Annotated in this window: 13 protein-coding genes; 8 read left to right on the top strand and 5 right to left on the bottom strand. The window is 41.6% G+C overall.

The annotated features are described in order from the left end of the window. The first annotated feature begins 66 nt into the window (after positions 1-66). The 5 genes from I2I13_RS00960 to I2I13_RS00940 all read left to right on the top strand — a co-directional run bounded on the left by I2I13_RS00960 (position 67) and on the right by I2I13_RS00940 (position 12,766). Complete coding sequence (locus tag I2I13_RS00960; protein WP_195648493.1) at positions 67-237, top strand: hypothetical protein; 171 nt, start codon at positions 67-69, stop codon at positions 235-237. A gap of 553 nt (positions 238-790) precedes the next feature. Then, the gene (locus I2I13_RS00955; RefSeq protein ID WP_195648492.1) at positions 791-2,899 is read left to right on the top strand and encodes a hypothetical protein; all 2,109 of its coding nucleotides are present in this window, start codon (positions 791-793) and stop codon (positions 2,897-2,899) included. A gap of 15 nt (positions 2,900-2,914) precedes the next feature. Beyond that, positions 2,915-6,178, top strand: a complete 3,264-nt coding sequence (locus tag I2I13_RS00950; RefSeq protein ID WP_195648491.1) for a DUF4450 domain-containing protein — start codon at positions 2,915-2,917, stop codon at positions 6,176-6,178. Positions 6,179-6,210: 32 nt separating this feature from the next. Beyond that, the gene (locus I2I13_RS00945) at positions 6,211-7,620 is read left to right on the top strand and encodes a glycoside hydrolase family 28 protein (RefSeq protein WP_195648490.1); all 1,410 of its coding nucleotides are present in this window, start codon (positions 6,211-6,213) and stop codon (positions 7,618-7,620) included. 859 nt (positions 7,621-8,479) lie between these two features. Further along, complete coding sequence (locus tag I2I13_RS00940) at positions 8,480-12,766, top strand: two-component regulator propeller domain-containing protein (protein WP_195648489.1); 4,287 nt, start codon at positions 8,480-8,482, stop codon at positions 12,764-12,766. Between the two features lie 61 nt (positions 12,767-12,827). On the opposite strand, the gene I2I13_RS00935 is transcribed toward I2I13_RS00940, so the two are convergent. Together I2I13_RS00935 and I2I13_RS00930 are read right to left on the bottom strand one after the other, a co-directional pair. After that, positions 12,828-13,967: a glycoside hydrolase family 88 protein gene (locus I2I13_RS00935; RefSeq protein WP_195648488.1), complete on the bottom strand. Its 1,140-nt coding sequence runs from the start codon at positions 13,965-13,967 to the stop codon at positions 12,828-12,830. Positions 13,968-14,110: 143 nt separating this feature from the next. Next, a complete protein-coding gene (locus I2I13_RS00930) occupies positions 14,111-14,758 on the bottom strand; it encodes an HAD family hydrolase (RefSeq protein ID WP_195648487.1) in 648 nt (215 codons plus the stop codon). A gap of 179 nt (positions 14,759-14,937) precedes the next feature. Between I2I13_RS00930 and I2I13_RS00925 the strand changes: the two genes are divergently transcribed. Then, positions 14,938-15,312 carry a hypothetical protein gene (locus tag I2I13_RS00925; protein ID WP_195648486.1) on the top strand — a complete coding sequence of 125 codons (375 nt, stop codon included), beginning with the start codon at positions 14,938-14,940 and terminating at the stop codon, positions 15,310-15,312. Further along, positions 15,309-15,737, top strand: coding sequence for a DUF6575 domain-containing protein (locus I2I13_RS00920; RefSeq protein WP_195648662.1), 429 nt, complete (start codon positions 15,309-15,311; stop codon positions 15,735-15,737). Before I2I13_RS00925 ends, I2I13_RS00920 begins: the two co-directional genes overlap by 4 nt. 85 nt (positions 15,738-15,822) lie before the next feature. Here the strand turns inward: I2I13_RS00920 and I2I13_RS00915 are convergent, their stop codons facing one another. The 3 genes from I2I13_RS00915 to I2I13_RS00905 all read right to left on the bottom strand — a co-directional run bounded on the left by I2I13_RS00915 (position 15,823) and on the right by I2I13_RS00905 (position 20,740). Then, positions 15,823-17,499 (bottom strand): glycoside hydrolase 43 family protein, encoded by a 1,677-nt coding sequence (locus I2I13_RS00915; RefSeq protein ID WP_148364297.1) that lies wholly within the window; start codon positions 17,497-17,499, stop codon positions 15,823-15,825. A 147-nt stretch (positions 17,500-17,646) separates the two neighbouring features. Further along, positions 17,647-18,873 (bottom strand): DUF4861 domain-containing protein, encoded by a 1,227-nt coding sequence (locus I2I13_RS00910; protein ID WP_195648485.1) that lies wholly within the window; start codon positions 18,871-18,873, stop codon positions 17,647-17,649. Positions 18,874-19,120: 247 nt separating this feature from the next. Beyond that, complete coding sequence (locus I2I13_RS00905) at positions 19,121-20,740, bottom strand: glycoside hydrolase family 28 protein (protein WP_148364300.1); 1,620 nt, start codon at positions 20,738-20,740, stop codon at positions 19,121-19,123. 216 nt (positions 20,741-20,956) lie between these two features. Between I2I13_RS00905 and I2I13_RS00900 the strand changes: the two genes are divergently transcribed. After that, positions 20,957-21,814, top strand: coding sequence for an enoyl-ACP reductase (locus I2I13_RS00900; protein WP_004304518.1), 858 nt, complete (start codon positions 20,957-20,959; stop codon positions 21,812-21,814). Positions 21,815-21,817: the final 3 nt, after the last annotated feature.

Below are 21,817 nucleotides of genomic sequence, written 5' to 3'. Positions count from 1 at the left end.
AAAGAGAATGTAAATGTTCAGCTGAAGTTACCTTTGTATTATATAACTTCTACAAATGAATAACTTATGGTACACGTAACATTCTCTCAGTTGGTACAGCTGGCTTGCGGTATCGACGCCCATTTGAAGGTAGTGGTGGCAAGAATCGAAAGTGTTGGTCTCTCCAAAGAGACCCGCTCTTTCGCAATTTTTACGAGTTCTTTGATAGAATTGAAAGAATGGCTAATTCCAGACTAAATTGTTGGATATAGTAAAAATACATGGTATAGCAGTGAATGAGGGTGCTCAATATTATCCTACACAAATGTTTGAGACACATGACGGTGCCTATAATATGAATGTACATATGTTGCGCAGGGGTCAACAAGAAAAACTCTACAGAACTGCAAGTGAGCAAGCTAATTTATAAAAATCCGACAGGAACTGAAGAGAATGGCGGGAAATATCTGAATTGGATTGAAGCTACTGATGGCAGCGATGACCTTTATTTCGATTTTTAAGAAAATTGTTGTGAATTGTTGTCTTTTTCGGCCCGGTCTGTCGGTCATTCATTAATTGATAATCCTAATTTGACGCAACATTCCAGTTATATGAAGTAGATTTTATCAAGTGGTTTTTTCCTCATTCAGGAAATTGAATTATGCAAACCAATAATCGTAGAGTAGCTTAGCCATCGCTTCTATATTATCATTTATCTTGGTACTTCTGTCAAGTTAAACAGAAGTTGGTAAGGAAGTGTTGTTTTGTGTTCGGACACAACTATAAATATTAATCAAATATATTAAATGCCATGAAAAAACTGTTTTATTTATTACTCGCCGTTGTTTTGGCGGCTTGTGGTTCGGAGAAGCAAACTCCGATTGACCGTGAAGCATTAGTAGAAAGAAATAGTCCCGTTGTTACGGCATTCGATTCATTGGCTTCCCTTTCTGTAGGAAATGGAGAGTTTGCTTATACGGTAGATATAACCGGTTTGCAGACATTTCCGGATAATTACAGCAAAGGTGTTCCATTAGGAACGCAAAGCCAGTGGGGATGGCATAGCTTTGCCAATCCGGAACATCTTACTCCGGAAGAAACCCTGAAAGAGTACGATTTTGGGCGAGGGAAGAAAGAATTTTATGCCACACAGTTCAAAGAGAAAGGCAGACAGCAAGATGCCGCTAACTGGTTTCGTGTCAATCCACACCGTCTTCATTTAGGGATTGTCGGTTTCGACGTGAAAGAAGATACGGATATTGAACAAGTGACTGATATTCATCAGAAACTTTGTTTGTGGAATGGAAAAATTGAGAGCAGGTTTAAATTAAATGGTGAAGATTATCAGGTGGAGACTGTCTGCCATCCTTCCAGTGATATGATTGCTGCTCATATAACCTCCAAGGCACATACCGGAATTTGTTTTCGCTTTCCGTATCCTACAGGAGGACACTGTGATGATGCTTGTAATTGGGAAGCCTTTGATAAACATACGACGACGATTGTTACTCAAAATGAATCTTCTGCAGTATTGAAGCATACGCTGGACAGTACAAAGTATTATGTGACTTTACACTGGGAAGGAAAAGCGACTTTGAATGAGAAAGCAAAACACTGTTTTGTCTTGACCCCGATAGACGACAAACTGGCTTTTACCTGTGCTTTTACTAGTGAAGCTCCTTCTACGCAGACTGTCACCGTGGAACAGATTCAGGAAGAAGCAAAAAACTATTGGAACTCTTTCTGGAAAGAAGGTGCAGCTGTTGATTTCTCTTCATGTACGGATTCACGCGCCAAAGAATTGGAACGACGTGTGGTACTTAGTCAATATCTGCTTGCTATTCAAAGCGCGGGTACTACTCCTCCGCAAGAAACGGGGCTTACTTATAATTCATGGTTTGGTAAATTTCATCTTGAAATGATCTGGTGGCACGAAGCCCAATTTGCTCTCTGGAACCGTAGCAATTTACTCGACCGTACACTTGCTTGGTATGAAAAAGCAGAACCTATGGCACGCCAAATAGCACAGAGACAAGGATTTGACGGTGTTCGTTGGATGAAAATGACCGACCCGTCAGGAACAGAAGCTCCCTCTAAAGTAGGAAGTTTTTTGATCTGGCAACAACCCCATTTAATTTATCTGGCAGAATTGCTTTATCGTGCCGATCCGACTAAAAAAGTACTAGAGAAATATAATCGTTTAGTACAAGAGACGGCTGAATTTATGTACTCCTTTGCTACCTATGATGAACTGGAAGGACGCTATGTGTTGAAAGGTGCCATCCCCGCACAAGAAACGTTACGTGCAGCAGAAACTGTTAATCCTCCTTTCGAACTTTCTTACTGGCATTTTGCAATGCAGACCGCCCAACAATGGCGTGAGCGTATGGGGCAACAGCGTAATCTGGAATGGGATGAAATGCTCGACAAACTTTCACCTCTAGCTTATAATGCAGATGGACTTTATCTGGCTGCTGAAACAGCTACAGATACTTATAAAGACATTCGTTATACTTCCGATCACATGGCAGTGCTGGGTTCAGTCGGTATCCTTCCGATGAATAAACTTATCCGGGAAGATTATATGAAAAATACATTGCACTGGATTTGGGATAACTGGAATTGGGGTAAAACCTGGGGATGGGATTATCCGATGACAGCCATGAATGCTGCCCGCTTGGGTGAACCGGAAAAGGCTGTTGGAGCTTTACTGATGGATAAACGTACCAATACATACCTGCCGAATGGTCATAATTATCAAGACGGTCGTTTGCGCATTTATTTACCGGGTAATGGTGGCTTGTTGACTGCTATTGCAATGATGTGTGCAGGTTGGGACGGATGTACCGAAACTAATCCGGGATTCCCGAAAGACGGGACATGGAATGTTCGTTGGGAAGGATTGAAGCCATTACCATAATCAAACACAAAAAATATGAAATATTTTCGTCTGAATCTTATTTTAAAAGGAGGGCTTACTGCTTATTGTCTTTTTATGTTGCCGGCAATGCAATTAAATGCTCAAAGAGAGGCAAAACAGATCGGTGACTTTAAAGAATCCATCTCCTTAAACGAGCATTTGCGAGGGGCAAAACGGACGTTGCAATACCATCCTGATGGAGATGAATTTGTTTGTATCAACGGTAAGAACCGCTATACCCGTGCTTTGTATGGTAGCCATAGCCCTTTTCGTGTAGAAACAAGTGACCGGCCGGTTTTTGCGTTTTATAATAATGGACGTGGAGGAAATATAAGTTTCAAAATCATTCTTCGTGATGGAACAGAAGTCGCACTTGACCGTACCGGATATTGTGAATCCCGCTACTCGGCAGGAAAGCGTACCTATTATCTGACAGACCCTTCCTGGGGAAAAGGAGAACTGCGTATTGTAGTATTGGCATTAGCCGATATGGATGGAGCTATCTGGCGTTTTTCCGCTTCGAATATGCCTAAAGGGGCTATACTTCGTTGGCAGCATGGAGGTGCTACCGGGAAACGTTTGAGTCGTAATGGAGATATGGGAGTCGATCCGGCTGATTGTTTCGAACTTCCGGCCGAAGTTACCGATCTTGTCACAGGTGAACTTCCCTTGCAGAAAGAAGCATACTTAGTACGTGGGGAAGTGCCTGAACAATCTAATGCCCATAAACTCTATCAAAAAGCGGAGGCGGCTTCTTTGGCATTAGCCTCCCGTTTGAAAATAGAAACTCCGGACCCTTATTTGAATACCTTGGGAGGAGCGTTAGTTGCTGCTGCCGATGGAATTTGGGATGGGCAAGTCTGGTTGCACGGTGCTATTGGCTGGCGTATGCCGTTGAGTGGGTGGAGAGCCGGGTATACCGGTGATGCTTTAGGATGGCATGATCGGGCACGTACTCATTTTGATGCTTATGCGGCCAGTCAGGTGACTGATGTTCCGAATACAATTCCGCATCCGGCACAGGACTCCACAATGAATCTGGCACGTTCGGAAAAACGTTGGGGAACTCCTCAATATAGTAACGGTTATATTTGCCGGAATCCGGGGCGCAATAATCAAATGCATCATTATGACATGAATCTTTGTTATATGGATGAACTCTTATGGCATTTCAACTGGACGGGAGATACGGCGTATGTCCGTAAAATGTGGCCTGTAATTACCCGTCATCTTGCTTGGGAAAAATTAAATTATGATCCGGATAATGATGGTTTATATGATGCTTATGCTTGTATCTGGGCAAGCGATGCACTTTATTACAATAGTGGTGCTGTCACCCATTCATCGGCTTACAACTATCGTTCCAATAAAATGGCAGCTTTTCTAGCTTCCTTGATAGGTGAAGATTCTGTACCTTATCAGAAGGAAGCCGAACAAATATTGAAAGCGATGAATAAACGCCTTTGGATGCAGAGTAAAGGTTGCTGGGCGGAGTATCAGGATTTCATGGGACATCGTCGGCTTCATGAAAGTCCGGGATTGTGGACTATATATCATGCACTTGATAGTGAAGTTGCTGATCCTTTTCAGGCTTATCAGGCTACGCGCTATGTCGATACGGAAATACCTCATATTCCTGTATATGCCGATGGACTGAAAGAGGGGTATGCAACGATTGCCACTACCAATTGGTTACCTTATTCCTGGAGTATCAATAATGTGGCTTTCGCAGAGGTGATGCATACAGCTTTGGCTTATTTTCAGGCAGGACGTCCGGAGGAAGGATGCCGACTGATGAAAAGCTCCTTTCTGGATGGTATGTATCTAGGGAACAGTCCGGGCAATTTTGGACAAGTCAGTTTTTATGATGCTGCCCGTGGAGAATGCTATCGTGACTTCGGAGATCCGATTGGGGTAGCTTCCCGATTGCTGGTACAAGGCTTGTATGGTATTTTACCGGATGTTTTGAACGGTAAGATGGTGATTCGTCCGGGATTTCCCGCAGAATGGTCAAAAGCTTCTATTTCTTTGCCGGATATGACTTATAGCTTTGTTCGGGAAAAAGATGTGGATACCTATCAAATAGAGCAACGTTTTGAGACTCCTTTGGCATTGACATTACAAGTGAATGCCGGGAGAGAAGAAATTCATTCGGTGAAAGTGAATGGGAGAGAGGCTGACTGGAGTTTTGCAGAAGCGGCTTCCGGTTATCCGGTGATTATCATCCCTGCCTCTTCTGCAAAGAAATCAACAGTCGAAATTGTATGGGGAGGAAAAAGTTTGAGTTCGGTGCTGCCTGAAATACAGACGGATGCTTTAGCGGAGATCAATATCCCTTCAACTTTAGGGGCATTATTCGGTGAGATATATGATCCACAGGGAGTTTTGGTACAACCGAACATTAGTGATACATCTATTAGAAGTAAAGTCAACGATCATTTAGGGCATCATACTTTCTTTGTTCGCATGAAACAGGGACAAATGGAATGGTGGCAGCCTGTGAATATACAAATATCAGAATTAGAAAAATCATCAGTCGTTCTCCCTTTTTCACAGGTGAACACATTGGAGTGCCGGATGATAAATATGGATTCTCTGTTCAATGCGAATGTTACTGATATTTTCCGGAATAAGTATCTCACTCCCCGTTCACCATTTACCACTCTACAGCTTCCTGTTCAGGGCATTGGTGAGTGGTGTCACCCGAAACTAACAGCCGATATTGACGATACGGGTTTGCGTGCGTTGGTGCATGATGAGGTGTTGACTACCCAATTGGGTGTTTCATTCCGAACATTGGCTCAAGGAAAGAATATAGCTTTCACTTCTTTGTGGGATAATTATCCGGATAGTTTGAGTATTCCGCTTTCCGGTAGAGCTTCTCATGCCTATTTGATGATGGCAGGTAGTACTAACCACATGCAGTGCCGCATTGCTAATGGTATCATTCGTGTATTCTATACGGATGGCACTTCCGATGTGCTGGAATTAGTGAATCCGGATAACTGGTGTCCTATCGAGCAGGATTTCTATGTCGATGGTCAGGCATTCACTGTATCTTCTCCTCGTCCTTACCGTATTCATTTCAAGACAGGTATGGTAAGTAATGACTTGGGAAAAGACTTAGGAATAAAGGGTGTTTATGGACGTTCCATTGAGGGGGGAGCGGGCATACTTTTGGATATGCCTTTGAATCCTTCTAAAGAATTAAGCCATCTGACGTTGGAAACACTTTCGAACGATGTTGTTATCGGCCTGATGGGAATTACAATTCAATAAAACAAAAATAAATGATTAAAAAGAGATGCATTATGATGAGAAGAACTATTTATTTACTACTTATACTGCTATTTGTGGCAGAGGTAACTTATGCGAATACTGTTGATTTTGATAAGGCGTTTAAAGAAAGTGCCCGCATCGAAAAACAGATTAAACGAACCTCTTTTCCGAAACGAACGTTTCTTATAACCGATTTCGGAGCAAAAACAGATGATGAGGCTAATCCTTGCCATGAAGCTATCAATCAAGCTATTCTACAGTGTAGTCTGGCAGGAGGTGGCACAGTAATTGTGCCCAAAGGAACTTTCTATACCGGACCTGTCACTCTGAAGAGTAATGTGAATTTCCATCTCGAAGAGGGAGCTGTCTTGAAATTCTCTACGGATCAGAGCCTTTACTTTCCTGCTGTTTTAACCCGTTGGGAGGGAATTGATTGCTATAACGCTCACCCCTTGATTTATGCCTATGGCGAAAATAATATTGCCATAACCGGAAAAGGTATAATTGACGGACAGGGTAGCATGGAAACTTGGTGGCCTATGTGTGGAGCCGTAAAGTATGGTTGGAAAGAAGGTATGGTGGCTCAACGCAATGGAGGTCGTGAACGCTTGTTGATGTATGGTGAAACATCGACTCCCGTTTACAAACGTCTGATGAAGCCGGAAGACGGGATGCGTCCGCAGCTACTGAATTTACATTCCTGTCACACAATCTTGATTGAAGGTGTTACTTTGTTGAATTCTCCGTTTTGGGTGATTCATCCTCTTTTCTGTGAGAGCCTGATTGTAAGTGGAGTGACTGTTTTCAATCGTGGACCTAACGGAGACGGATGTGATCCTGAATCTTGTAAGAATGTGTTGATAGAGAATTGTACATTTGACACGGGTGATGATTGTATTGCCATTAAATCAGGACGTAATGAAGACGGACGTAAATGGAATATTCCCAGTGAGAACATTATCGTACGTGGTTGCATGATGAGGAATGGACATGGAGGAGTAGTGATTGGCAGTGAGATTTCCGGTGGTTATCGTAACTTGTTTGTAGAAGATTGCCGGATGGATAGTCCGAATCTGGATCGTGTCATTCGTATTAAGACCAGTACTTGCCGTGGAGGACTTATAGAAAATGTATATGTGCGCAATGTAACAGTAGGGCAATGTCGTGAAGCAGTACTTCGTATCAATCTGCAATATGAGAATCGGGAAAAATGCAAGAGAGGTTTTGATCCGATTGTCCGTAACGTGCATTTGAAGAATGTAACTTGTGAGAAGAGTAAATTGGGTGTGCTTATTATCGGATTGGAGGATGATAAACATGTATATAACATCAGTGTAGAGGATTCTCATTTTAATAATGTAGCCAAAGGAGGAAATGATATTAAAGGGACGAAAGATGTCACTTTCAAGAATCTTTATATCAATGGCGAGTTGGTGAAATAGGATATCGTTGTAATAGATAAAAATAACTATGGATGAAGAAGAGTGGAAGACTGCCTATGATGTACAAATCATTGCAGTTTCCACATTCTCATTCTCTCTTCACCTTTTCATAGCAAAAGCTGATGAATAAAGCGATACAGGGTGAAGAAGCTGTCTTTCACCTATACTTTCATATCCAAAGCTAAGCTTTAGAAGTAGTAAAGCATAGCTTTACCCCGCTTAAAGCAGTGCTTTTTAAAGATCAAAGAGTTTGTTTCAATCATTTAGCATCTTTCACTTGGAATATCCTAATGTTTGTTTCAAATCTTAGGAAGAAAAAAACTGGTTGCCGGGAGCATAATAAATTTAGCTATAAGCATATTCTGATTTGCTATAATGAAAATTAGATTTGCTATAATGAAATCGGGAGTGAACTCTCGGTGAAAGGCGGGCCTTCACCCGATAACACCGATGAACAGGAGAAGGTGAAGGGTGAAGCGTTTTTCGGCACTCTTTCTTTTTGGGGGAGATACTACTGCTGGTATTAGAGAAAACAAATTAGTTTGCTTACTTCTGTACCGGAGTTGAGCTCATGTAAAGTACAGCTCGGTATATGGAAAAAATGACATAAATATGGATAATAATCCTTATTCGGAATTTGTAGGAATCTTTTTTTGTACTTTATTTACTTTTTAACTAGTTTTGTTCACATAGATTTTAAAAGAGTCATTTGCTAAACGTGTATCTAGTCCGTTTGTCGTCTGATTATATTAGGAACAAACTTATATGGAATTTCTATTATTTCATAATGCTGTACTCTTTATTGCAGTGGGAAAGACGTATCTTTGTAACCAGCAATCAAAATAACCTAAAGGACTGTATGAAAAATAAATTATTATCCCTCTTCGCTTTGTTGTTTTTATTTGTGCCGGAAAGTTATGCCGATATCGAACTTAATTCCAAACAAATGAGGACCAGTGACGGACTACCCAGTAATTCTGTGCGATGTATGTATCAGGATAGTAAAGGATTTTTGTGGTTGGGCACTTTAGATGGATTGACCCGCTATGATGGTAATTCTTTTCTTACCTATCAGTTGGAAACCGGCAAACACGATCAGGTCTCTTTGGCAGACAATAGAATAAAACACGTAGCAGAGGATAAAAATGGTTTCCTATGGATAAAGACAGTGCCGGAATTATTCAGTTGTTATGACTTGCAAAAAGCTTGTTTTGTCGATTTTACCGGTACCGGAGATGATGGAGAGAGTTACTCGGAAATATATATGTCCTCTAATGGAGATGTGTGGCTTTGGCACAGAGCAAGTGGAGTGCGTCAAATCGTTTGTAAGGAGAATCGTACCATGACTTCTGTGAAGTTCCGCGCAGAGTCAGGAAGATTGCCGGACGATCGAATTAAATTTATCAATGAAGATTCCAGTGGCAGAATATGGATTGGTACCATGCATGGACTTGCATCGGTCTATAAAGGGAAAGTTGAGATTGTAGATAGGGAACTGAATTTTTCCTCTTCTTTTCCTCATGGAGGGGATATGTATTTTTTGACAAAGGGTGGAGATGTATATCGCTGTGTCAATGGCTCGAAAAAGATATATTGTTTAGCATCTCTTTCTACGATTGCCGGTAATACATCCGTCAGTGCACATTCATTGATAAAAGACAAATGGGTTATATTTACGTCAAACGAGGGAGTGTATGAGTTTGATTTTCAAACTATCCAAATAACTCCTTATCGGAAGTTGAAAATAAATAATGGGAAAGTTATTCATGACAATTACGGAGATTGTTGGGCTTACAATAATACGGGACGGATTTATTATATAAACGTGAAGAGCGGAGAAATAAAGGACTTCCAGTTGATCCCGGAAGAGAAGATGAAATATATAGATTATGAACGCTATCATGTGGTTCGTGATGATCGGGGAATAGTGTGGATTTCGACTTATGGGAACGGACTTTTCACTTATGATATTCAGGAAGACCGGTTGGAACACTTTGTTTCCGAAGGGAAGAATGCAGGACCTATAGGGTCAGATTTCTTGTTATGTTTGATGAAAGACAGGACAGGAGGAATATGGGTAAGCTCCGAATATTCCGGTTTGTCTCATATTTCCATTTCAAATAAAGGCATTACGCATGTCTATCCAGAATCACCGGATGTTTTTGACCGTTCGAATACAATTCGGTTACTGACTAAAATGTCGAATGGAGATATATGGGTAGGAACGCGAAGAGGTGGATTGTATAATTATGATTCTCATCTGAAAACTAAGATAGATAATCATTATTTGCCCTATAATATTTATGCGATTTCAGAAGATAGTCAGGAGAATATATGGATAGGAACCCGGGGAGACGGACTAAAAGTAGGAGACACTTGGTATAAACCGGATCCGTCTAATCCTTTTGCTTTGTCTCATTCTAATATTTATTCCATTCTTCGTGATAAAAAGAACCGTATGTGGGTGGGAACATTTGGAGGCGGATTAGATCTGGCCGAACAAACTGCGGGCGGACAATATAAGTTCCGTCGTTTCTTCCAACAAAAAAAATATGGTTTGCGGATAGTCCGGGTGATGGCAGAAGATGAAAAAGGAATGATATGGATGGGTACAAGTGAAGGAATTTGTATTTTCCATCCGGATTCATTGATAGCTGATGAAGACAACTATCGTTTGTTTAGCTATACGGATGGCAACTTTTGTAGCAATGAGATTCGCTGCTTGTTTCGTGACAGTAAAGGGCGTATGTGGGTAGGAACCTCGGGGGCCGGTTTGAATCTATGTGAATTGACAGATGATTGCCAATCTTTGAAATATACGCATTATGGAATATCAGAAGGACTGGTCAATAATATGGTTCAGGCTATTCAGGAAGATCATTCGGGGCAATTATGGATTGCCACGGAATATGGGATTTCAAGATTCAACCCGAATAGTCATTCTTTTGAAAACTATTTCTTCTCATCCTATACATTGGGAAATGTGTATAGCGAAAACAGTGCATGTATGGGAGCAGACGGGAAACTCATTTTTGGAACAAACTATGGATTAACCATTATTGACCCGAAAAAGATTCCAACCGAGAGACTGCTTTCCCCGATTGTTATTACCGGACTGTCTGTCAATGGAATTCAGGTGAAGCCTAATATGCCGGGTTCTCCTTTGCAGGAATCTTTGGCTTATTCGGATAAGATCACATTGAAATATTTCCAAAACTCTTTCATGCTTGATTTTTCTACTCTCGATTATTCGGATAATGGACAAATCAAGTATATGTACTGGCTGGAGAACTATGATAAAGGATGGAATGTTCCATCTTCTTTGAGCTTTGCTTCTTATAAATATCTTGAGCCGGGCACTTATATATTCCATGTGAAATACTGTGATGGCGCCGGCATTTGGAATGATACCGAAACAACTTTGAAGATTGTCATCGTACCGCCGTTCTGGAAAACAAGTTGGGCTATGCTTGGATATTTCATCTTGATATTAATAGCCTTGTATTTCACATATCGTATCATCATTAATTTCAATAGACTGCGCAACCGCATCAACGTTGAAAAGCAATTGACGGAATATAAACTGGTATTTTTTACGAATATCTCTCATGAATTCCGTACTCCGCTTACGTTGATTCAGGGAGCATTGGAGAAAATGTACCGGATAGACGATATTCCTCAGGCATTATTGCATCCTTTGAAGGTGATGGATAAAAGTACCCAGCGCATGTTGAGGCTGATTAATCAGTTGCTGGAATTCAGGAAGATGCAGAATAACAAATTGGCTCTTTCTCTGCAGGAAACAGATGTAGTTGCTTTCCTGTATGAAATATATCTAAGTTTCAGTGATGTGGCAGAACAGAAAAATATGGATTTCCGCTTTTTGCCGTCAGTGCCATCCTACAAAATGTTTATTGATAAAGGAAACCTGGATAAAGTGGTTTATAACTTGCTCTCAAATGCTTTTAAATATACTCCTTCGGGTGGAACAATTCTGTTCTCTGTAAATGTGGATGAGGCAAAGAAGTGCTTGCAGATTCAGGTAGCCGATACGGGAGTAGGCATCCCTAAAGAGAAGCAGAGTGAACTGTTTAAGCGCTTTATGCAAAGCAGTTTCTCCGGAGATAGCATTGGGGTAGGGCTTCATTTGAGCCATGAATTGGTGCAGGTACATAAAGGAACCATTGAATATGAAGATAATGAAGGAGGAGGTTCTGTATTTATCGTATGTATTCCAACCGATAAAACGGTTTATTCGGAAAAAGATTTTCTGGTGCCCGGCAATGTTCTGTTGGAAGAAGCGAATATGCAAGCTCACCATTTGCAGGAACTTTCAGAAGAATATCAGGAACATGAGAAGGCTGTTACTTCATCGAGAAAACATAAAATACTAGTAATTGAAGATGATAATGATATTCGTGGATTCTTGCAAGAGGAACTAAGTGCTTATTTTGAAGTAGAAGTGGCAGCAGATGGAATATCCGGATTTGAAAAGGCATGCAACTATGATGCTGATCTGATTATCTGTGATGTGTTGATGCCCGGAATGACCGGTTTTGAAGTAACCAGGAAATTGAAAGCAGACTTTGCGACAAGCCATATTCCCATTATTTTACTGACTGCATTGACTTCGCCGGATAAACATCTGGAAGGTCTTGAGGCGGGAGCGGATATTTATATTGCGAAGCCATTTAGCTTTAAGCTTTTGCTTGCGCAAGTGTTCCGGCTGATAGAGCAATGCGAAAAGTTGCGGAAGAAATTCTCCAGTGAGCCGGGGGTGGTACGTCCTGCTTTATGCAACACGGACCGGGACAAGGAATTTGCAGACCAGTTGGTAGCTGTAGTCGAAAAGATTTATTCTCAATACAATATTTCTATTGATGAATTTGCGCAAATGATGGGGATGGGACGAACTGTGTTTTATAAGAAATTACGCGGAGTGACAGGATACTCACCGAATGAGTATTTACGTGTTGTCCGAATGAAGAAGGCTGCCGAATTGTTTTTAACCGAAAGGAATCTGACTGTTGCGGAAGTCTCTTATAAAGTTGGTATTAACGATCCCCTTTATTTCAGTAAATGCTTTAAGGCACAGTTTGGAGTATCTCCTTCTGCTTACCAGAAAGGAGAAAGAAATAAAGCTTAGAGTTTACGTTGAATCCGGTCTATGAAAAGTTGACCAGATTCAACGTAAGATTGTTTATCAACTATATATGGAGGTCTAATTTGTAGATTTCACTTCCGGCAAGCAGGAAGCAGCCTGTACCGAAATCTTCAAAATCAGGAACTTTATCATAAGTGACAGGCTGACTGTCTTTCGGTTCTTTGCCGGTTCCCTGTACGTAGCCAAGAAAGCCATTCGGGTGGACTGCATCTTTCACCATGGCATTCCATGCTTTTATGATTACAGGCAGATATGTCTTTTTATCCAATAGCCCGTTATGTACCCCCCAGGACATGCCGTATACGAAAAGGGCTGTACCGGAAGTCTCTTTGCCTCCAAAGTTTGTCGGGTCGTGGAGGCTGACATTCCAAAAGCCGTCTTCACGCTGACATTGTTTCAGTGCTTTGCTCATAGTCAGAAAATCATTGATGTAATCCTGACGATGTTTTTCATCGGATGGAATTTCATTCATAACTCGTACTAAAGCTGCATATACCCATCCGTTTCCACGGCTCCAGTAACAGTCTTTACCATTCGGTTCTTTGTACGGAGGATCGAAATTATGATCTCGCCACCATAAACCGTCTTTGGGGTTGAACATTCCGTTTTCTCCATGCTGGTTGCGGGTATATTCATACATGTCCCACATCTTATCAAAGTATTTCTGTTCGCCCGTAAGTTTTCCCATTTTGGCAAATATCGGCATCCCCATCTGGATGGCATCTATCCACCACCAGTCATTTACTTGTGGAGTGTTGATCAGCATATCCATATTGGCTTTCGTTTTCCGTATTTTTTCAGGATCAGGGCAAATGTTGTATAAATCGAGATAGATTTGGCTGGCGCAGTAGTTATCAGCATTACGGGTGGTTGTTCCCCGGTGGAATCCCCATTGGTGATAATCTGCCCATTCCTTGGCATAGAGGTAATATTCGTCTGCAGGATAGATGGAATAGAGTGCCATTAGACCCTCGTAATACACACTCCGTGTCCAGATATTACTAGGACGAACCACTTTTTTGACAAAAGAAGGAGTGCGATAATCAGCATATTTCTTCATAAAATAGTCGTTCACCTGGAGGGTTACTTTGAGAATTTCTTTTTTATCGGGAACTGTCTGTGCTTTTATGTTCCCATAACTCAATATTACTCCGATAAAAAATAGTATAAGATGCTTTTTCATTGTATAATAAATTAAATTACTACTGTTCTTAGATTTAGGTGCACAGAAGTGAACCTTTCTTTACCTGTTGCAAAGAAAATGCATTGTAAGGAAAGTAATATTGAAATTTGTACGGAAAATATGTAATATTAGACTTTACCGGCCTAGAGGAACTGTTTTATCTCTTCAGCAGTATCTGTGAGGTATTGAGGAGCAAATTCTTCCAGCTCCGTGCGTGGACGAAATCCCCAAGTCACTCCGCAAGCGGTAACTCCTGCATTGGCAGCCGTTTGCATATCTACACCGGAATCGCCTACATAAAGAACATCTTCCTTTTGTACATTGGCTAGTTTTAATATATCAAAAACAACTGCCGGATCGGGTTTGACATTTATTCCTTCCCGTTGGCCGAAAACTGCTGTAAAGTGAATACCGGGGAAGTAATGGGCAACCAGCTTTTCTGTGGCAGCCTGATATTTGTTGGATGCTACGGCAATTTGGATGCCTGCAGACTGCAGATAGGATAACAGTTCCGGAATGCCCGGATAAGGTCGGCTATCATCTGCATTGTGAATATCGTAATAAGGAACGAACTCATTGCGTACACGAAGTACATTTTCTTCCGTCTTTTCACCTTCGGGCAATGCGCGTTCAAAGAGTTTATTGATACCATTGCCTACCATGAAGTTGTACTTTTCTATTTCATGAGTGGGGTATCCTAATTTATTTAAAGCATAATTGGTGCTGTGGGCAAGGTCGGCGATGGTATTCAGCAATGTTCCATCCAGGTCAAATATAACTAGTTTCTTCATTGAGTCTTTGGTTTATTGTTAATCTTATACTTAAATCTCCCGATTTGCAAAGGTATACTAAAAAAGTGAGATAGGGAAGAGTGGAGCAATAGTTTAGAGAATATCCAATGACAAACAAAGCTGGAAATATATTTGTTATTTTACCGGATTGACTTAACTTTGCGAAAAACTAAAGAATAATGAATGCAGAATGGTTTAAGACACTGCCCGAACAATGCCCTCCTACAGATGCGAAGCAGTGCGAAGGCTATTATTATAGAATTGCAAATGGTAATCCTGCTACAACAGAAGATTTCTTTTCACAAAGAAAAATGCAGCCGGATAAAGTCTTTAAAGGATTAGGAATAGATGAATGCGTAACAAGGGCAGTCTCTCTATTTTCGGAAAGGGAAGAAGCGGAGAAAAGATTGAAACTTCCTAAGTTTAAGAAGGCAAGTATTGCTTTAGTCACCTTAGAACCAAAAGATGGAGTGTTAAAGAAAACCTTCGGTATAGCACATTATTCTTGGTGGAGAACGAAGGAATTTAATGTTTTACAAGCTAAAATAGTCTGATTATGGAAGATGTATTAAGGATAGACAGGATATTGGATTTCTGTGATGTGCCGCAACTTTTTGTGGCAAGAGATGCCTTTGATACACTGTATCTTTGCCTTTTGTACGATGATGAGACGGTTTGTCGCTATACGGGAATTCGTATCTCTACACATAGGCTTGAATCTTTTTTAGTGGGTGAAGCGGATTTGCGTTTGCTCTATCTGCAGCCTGAAAGTGAACATGAGTATTACGATGTTGTGTTTCAATCGGGTGAATATCAGAAAACGCTATTAAAGGAAAGTGCCTTGTCGGAAGATAAATTGCCGGCTGAGGGATATGTTTTGTCTGGAGAGAAGCGAGAGAATGTGGTTATTAATTTGCCAATGAAAGACCGTAGCCTGCTAGCGGAGCTTGTTCGCAAATTTGGTTGGGCTTGTATGTGAGTTTATATAATGATAAAGAAGATTGTCCTACTTCTGTTGGAAAGTAGTGGGACAATCTTCTTCTTCATCATTATATATACATTGATTACTTCTTAGTAATCCGGAACCAGTCTACATCTGCCCATCCTCCGTCGTTAGTGACGATAGCCGGTCGTGTGCAGAACATTCCGACCTTTGTGCCAATCCATTGTCCTTCTCTTGCCTGGAAAGGATTGCCTAGTGGCTGATATTTCTTTCCGTCAAGGCTGTAGCTGAAGTTACACATCACAATGAGATCGTGTCCGCCTTCGCTGCCTTTGATCTTCTTGCCGTCATAGCTGAAACGAACTTTCAGATAAACAGTATTTTGAGAAAGATCCACAGAAGCATTTGCCTGTTCCGGTTTTCCTTTATCTGCTTTTTTACATTCAACTTGAGACAGGACCAGACCTTTATCTGTATTTTCCAGAATGATTCCGGCATAATCTCTACCCATTACAACCAGTCCGGTGCGTTCACCTTTATTTTTAGGATTAGGGGTAAACGTAAGTTTCATTGTTGCAGTGAAATTGTCAGAAGGCGTTTTCTGTAGAAGCAGGTTGGCTACATCCCACAGATTTTTATAGTCATTCAAAACCGGATAGGAGTATAATCTTACATAGCTCTTATCACCTGCATAGTATGCCCATTTTTCATTGATGTTGGCATGCCATTGCCATTGTGGAGAGAGGGTATATCCGTCGAATTCGTCACTTTCCTGCGGAGTGCAGATGGGATATGTTTTACCTACATTCGGCTTTTTATAAGTCAGAACAGGTTCGCCACAGCCGTCACCGTCTTTATCTATGCCAATCACAGGCCAGTCGTTTACCCATTTCATAGGCTGAAGATGCATGATACGTCCATAAGCACCCACATCCTGAAAGTGAAGGAACCAATCTTCTCCGGTAGGAGTATCTACCCATGCACCCTGATGAGGACCGTTGACAGGAGAGTTGCCTTGCGCAAGTACGGTTTTCCATTCGTAGGGACCATAGATGTTTTTAGAACGTAGTACAACCTGCCAGCCTGTTGGTACGCCACCGGCCGGATGGAAGATATAATAATAGTCATTTCTTTTATACATTTTAGGACCTTCACAAGTCTGATGTGCTTCATGACCATCGAAGATTATGCGTGAAGGAGTGATGGCTTTTGTTGCTTCTGCATTTAGTTCGCAGATGGTGATTACACTTTTCAGTCCGGCACGACTTCCTGCGTATGCATGTACCATATACACTTTCCCGTCTTCATCCCAAAACGGGCAGGTGTCAATAATTCCTTTTCCCGGTTTCACCAAGACTGGTTCGCTCCACGGACCTTTCGGGTCTTTGGCTTTCACCATAAAAGCTCCCTGGTCAGGATCCCCCCAAAAGATATAGAACTCTCCGTTATGATGGCGAATGGCTGGGGCCCAGACACGGTTGCCATGTTCCGGCCGTTCCGGAGTTTCGATGGGAGGGAGGGCATTGGGGACGGCGGCACCGATAATCGTCCAGTTCACCAAGTCCTTGGAATGTAGGATTTGTAATCCGGGTAAACAGTTGAAACTGGATGAAGTCATATAGAAATCATCTCCTACGCGGCAAGCGTCAGGATCGGAGTAATCGGCATAAAGTACCGGATTTTTGTATTTACCGTTTCCGAGGTCGGAAACCCATACCTCAGATACATAGTTTTTTTGTGCTACTGCGGTGAAGACCGTTAATAGGCAAAAAGCTAAAGTCTGTGTCAATCGTTTCATGTTATAGATTATAATTATATAAGTGATTTGCTGGTTTTATCCGGTGACAAAGGTAGAAAAAAAGACTCTGCACAAGGAGGAATATTTGTGCAGAGTCATAGAAAAATTGGTAGAAACCTCGTAATTTTTGTTTAGTTGTATATGTATCTACCTTATCACCTTTACGGTTACCGGGTGAGCCAACTCTTCTTTCCATTCACGAAGATAGGCAAACCATGCTTCCGGTGTTTTATATCCGAAAGTTTCTTTCATCGAAGTAAAAGTCGTATGATACTGGAAATATTTATTTCCCGGAGCGGCAATCGTATAAAGGAAGTTAGCTTTATCCTTTTCTTCCGATTTCACATAACGTTGAGGAATGCAAGTGCCCAGTCCTACGGTTTCTTTAGCATATTTCACTGTGTCGTTTACAGGCCAGTCCGTTCCCCAGCTTCCTACAAGCCCTTTATGATCGGAGAAAGACTTGGAAGTACCTACTATGTCTTGTACACCTGTGCAGAAAACTTCCTTATTGAGCGGTTCGTCAAAGAATGCTTCAATATGAAGATCGCGATGTCCTGCATAGAGCGTATAACGTGTCATCATATTCAGTTCCGTATCCTGATATTTCCATCCGGTCACTTCAATTTCAGCAATCACGCGTACCGGTCCGTAAGAGATGATACGTTCCGTGCGGGTGTCTACCGGAGTGATGTGTGTAGCTTGCTGTCCGTCCCAACCTTTCAACGCACCCGGTCCGCAACTGTCGAACACACGGAGCACGTCATCTCCGAATCCTTTAGCTAACTGCTCATCCGTCGGATAGAACTGCGATTCTTTGATTTCCAGCCCTTTGTTGAACTTGCCATAAATATCCGGCGTCTGTTTCTCATTGAAATAAAGGCGGTATCCTACCAGTTCCGATTCCAATACCGGACCGTGAGGACGTACCATACTGTATATATTACTAGTGCCGGGAACAGTGATAGCTTGTACCCGCTGATGCTTTCCTTTCCGGTTGTCTACGATAAACATGTCGGCATAAACTCGTTCAGGATAAGTCTTTGTACTCTTTTCTGAAGAAAGTGTAATCTGGAATGTTTTTCTACCATGAGCAGGAAGATCGGCAACAAAAGCCAGTTCGTCCATCTTACGGTCTCTGTTCAGATCGTCCAACTGGGAAGCTATTTCTTTGCTCCCTTCCATGACAATGGCAGATTTTACTTTGAAACCAGTATGCAGTTCATGCAAATTGATGACAATCGGAGCATCCGTTTTTGCCTGATTCCAGTTGTTCTGCACTTCAACTGTGATGGTTTTCTCCTGTTTCTGCGCTTGGGCAGACAGACTGAAAGCTCCTAAAAAGAAAGTAATAATAAAAAGATTCTTCTTCATGTTTCTAAGGCTGAAATTATACGTCGTATTTCTCCTTGCAAAAATAGCAGAAAAAATAGCAGACTGTGTCTCTTTTGAGGAGATTATAGTCTGCTATTTGAGCTTTTTACTCTATATAATGATATTGTGGTTTTCTTTTCTTTCACCACAGAGGACACGGAGGACACAGAGGAATAAATATGCAGTAAATGGATTTTATTTTATTAAACAGAATCCTCTGTGTCCTCCGTGTCCTCTGTGGTGAACCTTATTTGAGACTTAAAATCTCCTCTTTTGCTCCTAATTCCTCATAAACCTTTCCGTCTATAGTCAGATTCTTGGCATTCTTAACATTTAATATGTTGTTGCCTTTAGAAGATTCTACATAAATATTTTCCAGAGTAACTCCGTCCACCTGGCTGATAACGACTCCATCCGTAGCTTCCGTCATCACAACGTTTTTAACGGTAATATTGCTGATGGGCATTTCCGGCAGTCCGTTGAAGAACATGGCACGTCCCGAACCTCTGCAAACAATATTGGAGATGTGAATATTGCGGAAAGCAGGTGTTTCTTCCGTCACCGGAGGAATGGCAGTCTTCATACGGTTCAACAGATCTTCTTCCGATTCTTCACCGGCACCTTTTCCACCGTAGAACAAGTCGAACAATAAAGGTTCATTCGGGATATTAATCATGTTGATATTGTTAATGTAGATGTTTTCTACCACACCGCCACGTCCGCGGGTACTCTTGAAACGCAAACCTACATCTGTACCCATAAATGTGCAGTCCTCTACATAGATATTCTTCACACCGCCGGACATTTCACTACCTACCACGAATCCACCATGTCCGTGCAATACTGTATTGTTTTTCACGATAACGTTCTGGCAAGGTTCTCCACGACGGCGTCCATCTTCGTCTTTACCGGATTTGATACAGATGGCATCATCTCCCGCATCAAACACACTATTGATAATTAGAGCGTTTTTACAGGATTCCAAGTCGATAGCATCACCGTTTTGAGAATACCAGGGGTTGATGACCATGATATTATTTACTGTGAAATCTTCGCATGACAAGGGGTGCAGACACCAGCTTGGTGAGTTTTTGAAAGTAACGCCTTCCAGCAGTACCTTTTTACTTTTGACGATACTCAACAGTACCGGACGCAACCACGGACGGATTTCTGCCCATTCTTCATCTGTGTTGATACCTTCGGGTACATTGAAGTCTTTGCAAGCCATTGCACCTTTCAGTGAGCCGGCAGTAGGATACCATATCTCTTGTTTCTCGTCGAGAACACCTCCTGAATTTACCAGCTTTTTCCATTGTGAAGCAGTCAGCTTTCCTTTTTTCACCGGACGCCAGCAGTCACCGTTTCCGTCAAATGTACCATGTCCGGTGATAGCGATATTTTCTGCATTGCGTGCTGAAATCGGCGATTGGCAACGACGAGTCTCAAGTCCTTCGAAAGAAGTGGCAATGATAGGATATGCTTCAAAATCACCGGTAAAAAGTACCAGCGCATTTTGTTCCGTATATAGATTTACATTGCTCAACAGCTCGATCGGACCAGTCAACCAGACACCTTCCGGGATAATCACTTTACCCCCTCCGTGTTGATTCACGTCTTTAATAGCATCGTTGATAGCTTTGGTATTCAGGAACAGACCGTCTCCTTTGGCTCCGAATTTCTCAATGTTTACTTCGTAAGCAGGAAAAACCGGTTGCTGTACTTTCGGCATTTCAAAAGGTAAATTCTGGTAAAGAGCGTCACTGATTGAGCTTTCTTTTACAGCAGTCTTGCTTTGTTTACATCCCGATGCAATAAACGGTAAACAGCATACGGCTATCCAGAAGAGTCTTTTTGTCAATGTGTTCATTTAGTAACTTAATTTCTATAGGGTTATACATCTATTGTTTTTCTTGAAAAAACCTCTTAATTATCGATTGCAAAGATAGGTGGGAAAGCCTAAGGCGATGTGGACTAATTGATAGATTACGTGTATTTTTTGTCATTTCTGTCTATTATTTGCACACTTCTCGTGTTTTTATGCAGAAAGTTCCTATCTTTGCACAAAATTTAACTATTAAAAGATATGAGTTACAACTTGTTGAAAGGAAAAAGAGGTGTTATCTTCGGTGCTTTGAACGATCAGTCTATTGCCTGGAAAGTGGCAGAGCGTGCCGTAGAAGAAGGTGCAACCATTACATTATCAAATACTCCGATGGCTATCCGTATGGGAGAAGTCGATGCTTTGGCCGAAAAATTAAATTGCCAGGTTGTTCCGGCAGACGCCACTAGCGTAGAAGATTTGGAGAATGTATTCAAGACCTCCATGGATATACTGGGTGGACAAATTGATTTTGTACTCCACTCTATCGGTATGTCTCCCAACGTGCGCAAGAAACGTACTTACGATGACCTTGACTATGGAATGTTGGATAAGACATTGGATATTTCAGCTGTTTCATTCCACAAAATGATTCAGTCGGCCAAGAAACTGAATGCTATTGCTGATTATGGTTCTATCGTTGCTTTGAGCTACGTAGCCGCACAGCGTACTTTCTATGGCTATAATGATATGGCAGATGCAAAGGCTTTGTTGGAGTCTATTGCTCGCAGCTTCGGTTACATTTACGGACGCGAACATAGCGTACGTGTGAACACGATTTCACAGTCGCCTACATTTACTACTGCCGGTTCGGGCGTGAAGGGTATGGACAAATTGTTCGACTTCTCCAACCGTATGTCTCCGCTCGGAAATGCAACGGCTGACGAATGTGCCGATTATTGCATCGTGATGTTCTCCGATCTTACCCGTAAGGTGACTATGCAGAACTTATTCCATGACGGTGGATTCTCCAGCGTAGGTATGAGTCTTCGTGCCATGGCTACTTACGAAAAAGGACTCGATGAGTACATGGACGAAAATGGTAACATCATTTACGGATAAAAG

Origin of the sequence: Bacteroides sp. D55t1_190419_B8 (assembly GCF_015558905.1) — a bacterium.
Taxonomy (GTDB): Bacteria; Bacteroidota; Bacteroidia; order Bacteroidales; family Bacteroidaceae; genus Bacteroides; species Bacteroides vicugnae.
This window is presented reverse-complemented; position numbering and strand designations above follow the sequence as displayed.

Excerpts from the sequence above, each read along its gene's own strand:
- I2I13_RS00915 (WP_148364297.1), bottom strand. The coding sequence starts at position 17,499 with ATGAAACGATTGACACAGACTTTAGCTTTTTGCCTATTAACGGTCTTC.
- I2I13_RS00935 (WP_195648488.1), bottom strand. The coding sequence starts at position 13,967 with ATGAAAAAGCATCTTATACTATTTTTTATCGGAGTAATATTGAGTTAT.
- I2I13_RS00905 (WP_148364300.1), bottom strand. The coding sequence starts at position 20,740 with ATGAACACATTGACAAAAAGACTCTTCTGGATAGCCGTATGCTGTTTA.
- I2I13_RS00960 (WP_195648493.1), top strand. The coding sequence starts at position 67 with ATGGTACACGTAACATTCTCTCAGTTGGTACAGCTGGCTTGCGGTATC.
- I2I13_RS00950 (WP_195648491.1), top strand. The coding sequence starts at position 2,915 with ATGAAATATTTTCGTCTGAATCTTATTTTAAAAGGAGGGCTTACTGCT.
- I2I13_RS00900 (WP_004304518.1), top strand. The coding sequence starts at position 20,957 with ATGAGTTACAACTTGTTGAAAGGAAAAAGAGGTGTTATCTTCGGTGCT.
- I2I13_RS00940 (WP_195648489.1), top strand. The coding sequence starts at position 8,480 with ATGAAAAATAAATTATTATCCCTCTTCGCTTTGTTGTTTTTATTTGTG.
- I2I13_RS00925 (WP_195648486.1), top strand. The coding sequence starts at position 14,938 with ATGAATGCAGAATGGTTTAAGACACTGCCCGAACAATGCCCTCCTACA.
- I2I13_RS00930 (WP_195648487.1), bottom strand. The coding sequence starts at position 14,758 with ATGAAGAAACTAGTTATATTTGACCTGGATGGAACATTGCTGAATACC.
- I2I13_RS00955 (WP_195648492.1), top strand. The coding sequence starts at position 791 with ATGAAAAAACTGTTTTATTTATTACTCGCCGTTGTTTTGGCGGCTTGT.
- I2I13_RS00910 (WP_195648485.1), bottom strand. The coding sequence starts at position 18,873 with ATGAAGAAGAATCTTTTTATTATTACTTTCTTTTTAGGAGCTTTCAGT.
- I2I13_RS00945 (WP_195648490.1), top strand. The coding sequence starts at position 6,211 with ATGATGAGAAGAACTATTTATTTACTACTTATACTGCTATTTGTGGCA.